The 5194-nt window shown below is 72.4% G+C and carries 4 protein-coding genes and 1 pseudogene; 3 read left to right on the forward strand and 2 right to left on the reverse strand.

Features of this window, described 5'->3' with window-relative positions:
- A partial coding sequence (locus tag EYA84_RS25850; protein ID WP_131056191.1) for a SpoIIE family protein phosphatase occupies positions 1 to 2898 on the forward strand: 2898 nt, incomplete at its 5' end.
- Positions 2899 to 2916: 18 nt separating this feature from the next.
- Here the strand turns inward: EYA84_RS25850 and EYA84_RS25855 are convergent.
- On the reverse strand, positions 2917 to 3231 hold the full coding sequence (locus EYA84_RS25855) for an STAS domain-containing protein (protein WP_201272482.1): 315 nt from the start codon (positions 3229 to 3231) through the stop codon (positions 2917 to 2919).
- A gap of 94 nt (positions 3232 to 3325) precedes the next feature.
- Between EYA84_RS25855 and map the strand changes: the two genes are divergently transcribed.
- Positions 3326 to 4183, forward strand: a complete 858-nt coding sequence (gene map / locus EYA84_RS25860) for a type I methionyl aminopeptidase (RefSeq protein WP_131056193.1) — start codon at positions 3326 to 3328, stop codon at positions 4181 to 4183.
- Positions 4180 to 4896 carry a VIT1/CCC1 transporter family protein gene (locus EYA84_RS25865; protein WP_131056195.1) on the forward strand — a complete coding sequence of 239 codons (717 nt, stop codon included), beginning with the start codon at positions 4180 to 4182 and terminating at the stop codon, positions 4894 to 4896. The genes map and EYA84_RS25865 overlap by 4 nt, the downstream gene beginning before the upstream one ends.
- A 12-nt stretch (positions 4897 to 4908) precedes the next feature.
- Here the strand turns inward: EYA84_RS25865 and EYA84_RS25870 are convergent.
- A pseudogene (locus EYA84_RS25870) lies at positions 4909 to 5194 on the reverse strand (nucleotidyltransferase domain-containing protein); the annotation flags it as partial.

The raw sequence follows: 5194 nt of genomic DNA on the forward strand, positions 1-5194 counted from the left end.
GGGCTGGCCGACCTGGCCGCCGCCGGGGGCGGCACGGTGTCCACCGCCGACCTGTTCGGTGAGGTGCCGGCCGATGCCGCCGACGAGGCGCTGCTGCTGCCGATCACCGCCACCGCCGAGCAGGCGGGCGCGCTGGTGCTGGGGGTGGCCCGCCGGTTGCCGCTCACCGACGACTACCGGACCTTCCTCGAACTCGTCGCCGCGCAGGTCTCGCGGGCCGTCGGCAAGCAGCGCGCGTACGAGCAGGAGCAGGCCCGCGCCGCCGAGCTGGCCGCCCTGGACCTGGCGAAGACCAACTTCTTCGCCAACGTGAGCCACGAGTTCCGTACCCCGCTGACCCTCGTGCTCGGCCCGCTGGAGGACCTGCTCGCCGACCCGGCCCTGCCGGAGGTGTACACCCAGCGGCTGACGATGATGCACCGCAACGCGTTGCGGCTGCTCAAGCTGGTCAACACGGTGCTCGACTTCTCCCGGCTGGAGTCGGGGCGGCTGGCCGCGTACTACGAGCCGGTCGACCTGGCGGACTACACCGCCCGGCTGGCCAGCACGTTCCGCTCGGCCACCGAACGCGCCGGGTTGCGGCTGACGGTGGACTGCCCGCCGCTGCCCGAGCCGGTCTACGTCGACCAGGAGATGTGGGAGAAGATCGTTCTCAACCTGGTCTCCAACGCGGTGAAGTTCACCCTCGACGGGGAGATCCGGATCGAGGTCCGGGCGGTCGACGGAGTGGCCCGCCTGGAGGTCGCCGACACCGGTGTCGGCATCGTCGCCGAGGAGCTGCCGCACGTCTTCGAGCGCTTCCACCGGGCACCCGGGGTGCGGTCGCGAAGCCACGAGGGCACCGGGATCGGCCTGGCCCTGGTGCGGGAACTGGTCGAGATGCACGGCGGTCAGGTCAGCGCGACCAGCCGCGTCGACGAGGGCAGCCGCTTCGTCGTCACCGTCCCGTTCGGCTCCGGGCACCTCCCGGCCGACCGGGTGGCCGAGACGGGCACCGAGCGTGAGCCGGTGCAGAGCGCCCTCTTCGTCGCCGAGACCGAGCGCTGGAGCGACGACCGGGCCGCGACGGGTGAGGTCCGTGGCACGGGGTCGGCGGCGGGCCGCATCCTGGTCGTCGACGACAACCCGGACCTGCGCGAACACGTCGCCCGGCTGCTCGCGCCGACCTGGGAGGTGTTCACCGCCACCGACGGCGTGGACGCCCTGCGGTTGGCCGTCGACACCGACTTCGACCTGGTGCTGACCGACGTGATGATGCCGCGGCTGGACGGCTTCGGGCTGGTCGCCGCGCTGCGCGCCGACCCGCGCACCCGGTACGTGCCGATCGTTCTGCTCTCCGCCCGCGCCGGCTCGGCCGAGGAGGTGGCCGGCCTGGCGGTGGGCGCCGACGACTACCTGACCAAGCCCTTCTCCGGGCAGGAACTGGTCGCCCGGGTACGCGCCAACGTCGAACTCGGCCAACTGCGCGGCCAGCTCATCCGGCGGTTGGCCGCACTCGCGGACGCGGCCGTGGCGGTGAACACCGCGCGCTCCACGGACGAGGTGATCCAGGTCGCGGCGCGGCACGCGTTGAGTCTCGCCGAGGCGGTCCGGGTGTCCGTCACCGCCGGAGACGCGCGGTTCGAGGCCGACGGCGGCGGCACCAGCGCCGCCGATCCCGCCTTCGTCCTGCCGTTGACCGGGGTGGGCGGCAAGCGCCTCGGTGAACTGCGGGTGTGGCGTGCGGTCACCGAGCCGGCCGGCACGGACGAGGCCGCGTTGACCCAGCTCGCCCGGCTGGTCGGCGTGCGCCTGGAGAACGCCCAGCTCTACGAGGTGGAGCATCGCATCGCCACGACCCTGCAACACAGCCTGCTGCCGCGCACCCTGCCCCAGTTGCCCGGTGCCGTGGTGGCCAGCCGTTACCTGCCCGGCAGCGCCGACGTCGAGGTCGGCGGCGACTGGTACGACGTGGTGACCCGCGAGGACGACGAGATGGTCCTGGTCATCGGGGACGTTGTCGGCAAGGGGGTGCCGGCCGCGGCGGCCATGGGTCAGCTGCGCAACGCGCTGCGGGCGTACGTGCTGGAGGGGTTCGATCCGGGAGAGTCGTTGACCCGGCTCAACCGGCTCGTGGGGTCGACCGGCTCCCGGTCCTTCGCCACGGTCTTCTGCCTCTGGTTCAGCCCTCGTACCGGGCGGCTGCGGTACGCCAACGCCGGTCATCCGTCCCCGCTGCTGATCCGAGGAGGCGACGTGGCGTTCCTGCACGACCGGGCGCTGGGGCCACCCGTCGGCGCGATCCCCGGGGCGGAGTACGAGACGGTCTCCGGTGAGCTGTGTGCCGGCGAGCGGCTGCTGCTCTACACCGACGGCCTGATCGAGGACCGGAACGTCGACATCGACGACGCGTTGGCCCAGCTCCGCGCCGATGCGGCCCGGCCGGGGGAGCATGTGGTGGACCTGGTCGAGGCGGTGGTGCAGCGCGTCGTGGACCGGCCCCGCCGGGACGACGTGGCGGTGCTCGCGCTGGAGGCGGCCGAGCTCAACCGGTTCGCGCTGCGGCTGCCCGCCGACCCGACCCGACTGAGCGTGCTGCGGAAGCGGCTGGAGGACTTCCTGGTCGCGCACGGGGTGAACGAGACCGACCTGTTCGACCTGACGGTGGCGGTGTCGGAGGCGGCAGCGAACGCCATCGAACACCCGGTCGACCCGGTGGAGCCGACGATCGGCGTCGAGGTGACGGTGGAGGGCCGGACGGTGACCGCGACCATCCGCGACAGCGGACGCTGGCGGGAGTCGACCGGGTCGGGCTTCCGGGGCCGGGGACTGTCGCTGATCGAGGCACTCGGGGAGTTGTCGGTCACGCGTACCACGGAGGGCACGGAGGTGACGCTACGTCGGGAACTGGGTGCCTGAGCCGGTGGGCCCGGCGGGTCAGACCGGCCGCAACCAGCGCTGCTCACCCAGGCCGGCGATGTGCAGCACGCGGCTGACCTGCCGGGACGGCAGCACGTCGAGGGTGTCCGGATAGTGACCGGCGAGCCGCACCACGGCGTGGATCGCCGCCGAGTCGAAGAAGCTGACCGCGCGCAGGTCGAGGAGCAGCCGGACGGCCGGCTCACGCAGCGCGGTCTGCAGCATGATGTCCGCGGTCGCCATGTCCACCTCGCCGGTGACCACCACGCGGAGCTGGTCACCGTCGATCTCCGCGCTGGCGGAGAAGACGGGTGGTGCTCCCCCTTGATCCACGCTGACACCTTGACACAGCGGTTGTTGTAGGGCAACAACCGTGGGCCACCGACGGTGGTGGGGGTCACCCCGGGGGCGGCGATAGGCTTGCCGCATGACCGTCCGTGCGCCGTTGACCCCAGGCACGATCTCCCCGTGGCGGCCGGTGCCCGCCCACATCGTCCGACCGGAGTACGTCGGCAAGAAGGCCCCCCGGCCGTGGCAGGGGTCGCACGTGCAGACGCCGGAGACGATCGAGAAGATGCGGGTCGCCGGGCGGCTCGCCGCGCAGGCCACCCAGCTCGCCGGCGAGCACTGCAAGCCCGGTGTGACCACCGACGAGATCGACCGGGTGGTGCACGAGTTCCTCGTCGACCACGGCGCCTACCCGTCGACGCTGGGTTACCGGGGCTTCCCGAAGTCCTGCTGCACCAGCCTGAACGAGGTGATCTGCCACGGCATCCCGGACACCACCGTGCTGGCCGACGGCGACATCATCAACGTGGACGTGACCGCGTACATCGGCGGGGTGCACGGCGACACCGACGCCACCTTCTGCGTCGGCGAGGTCGACGAGGAGGTCCGGCTGCTGGTCGAGCGGACCCACGAGGCGATGACGCGGGGCATCAAGGCCGTCGCGCCGGGCCGGCAGATCAACGTCATCGGCCGGGTCATCGAGTCGTACGCGAAGCGGTTCGGCTACGGCGTGGTCCGCGACTTCACCGGCCACGGCATCGGCGAGGCGTTCCACAGCGGCCTGTACGTGCCGCACTACGACAGCCCCCGGCCCACCGACGTGATGGAGCCGGGCATGACGTTCACCATCGAGCCCATGATCACCCTCGGCACCCACCAGTACGACATGTGGGAGGACGGCTGGACGGTGGTCACCAAGGACCGCAAGTGGACCGCCCAGTTCGAGCACACGGTGCTGGTGACCGAGAACGGGTACGAGATCCTGACGCTGCCGTGACCGACACCCCTGCGGCACTGCGGGAGCACCACCACGCGGACGTCTCCGGCGGGTGGCTGCGACCCGCCGTCTTCGGTGCCATGGACGGGCTGGTGACCAACATCGCCCTGATCGCGGGCGTCGGCGGTGGCGGCGTCTCGCCGCAGGCCATCGTGCTGACCGGCACCGCCGGTCTGGTCGCCGGCGCGATCTCGATGGCGCTCGGGGAGTACACCAGCGTCCGCTCGGCCAACGAGCAGATCGCCGCCGAGGTGGCCAAGGAGCGGCGCGAGCTGGAACACCATCCCGAGGAGGAGGCCCGGGAACTCGCCGAGATGTGGATGGCGCGGGGATTGCCAGAGGATCTTGCCGTCCAGGTGGCCGAGGCGGTCCGCCAGCATCCGGAGCAGGCGTTGCGGATGCACGTCCAGGAGGAGTTGGGCGTCAACCCGGACGAGCAACCCAACCCGTGGGCGGCGGCACTGTCGTCGTTCCTCTGCTTCTCGGTCGGCGCGCTGGTGCCGCTGCTGCCGTACCTTCTCGGCGCCACCAGCCTGGCGCTGGCCCTGGCGGTGGGCGGGCTCGGCCTCTTCGTGGCCGGCGCGGTCGTCTCCCGGTTCACCAACCGGCGGTGGTGGACCGGCGGGACGCGGCAGTTGCTGCTCGGCGCCGCCGCGGCGGCGGCGACCTACCTGATCGGTGCGTTGATCGGCGTGCAGGGCGGGCTGGGCTGAGCCGCCGCGCGGTCAGCCGGTGAGCAGGTCGTCGACGGTCCCGTCGACCGGCCGGCCCCGGGCGGTCAACTCGGCCGACTGGCGGGCCAGCACCGCCCCGACCTCGGTCATGTCCGCCCCGGCCAGCCCGGTCCGCCGGACCGCGTCGCCGGGGTCGCGGAAGTAGGTGCGACTGAGCAGCCCGGTGACGGTCGCGGCGGCCAGCCGTGACTCGCCGAGCATCAGCAGGGCCTGGTCCGTCTCGTACCACTCGGCGAGCCGGGCCGCCCGCGCGTGCGCCGCGCTGCCCCGGTACCTG

Source organism: Verrucosispora sp. SN26_14.1 (genome assembly GCF_004307965.1).
GTDB lineage: Bacteria > Actinomycetota > Actinomycetes > Mycobacteriales > Micromonosporaceae > Micromonospora.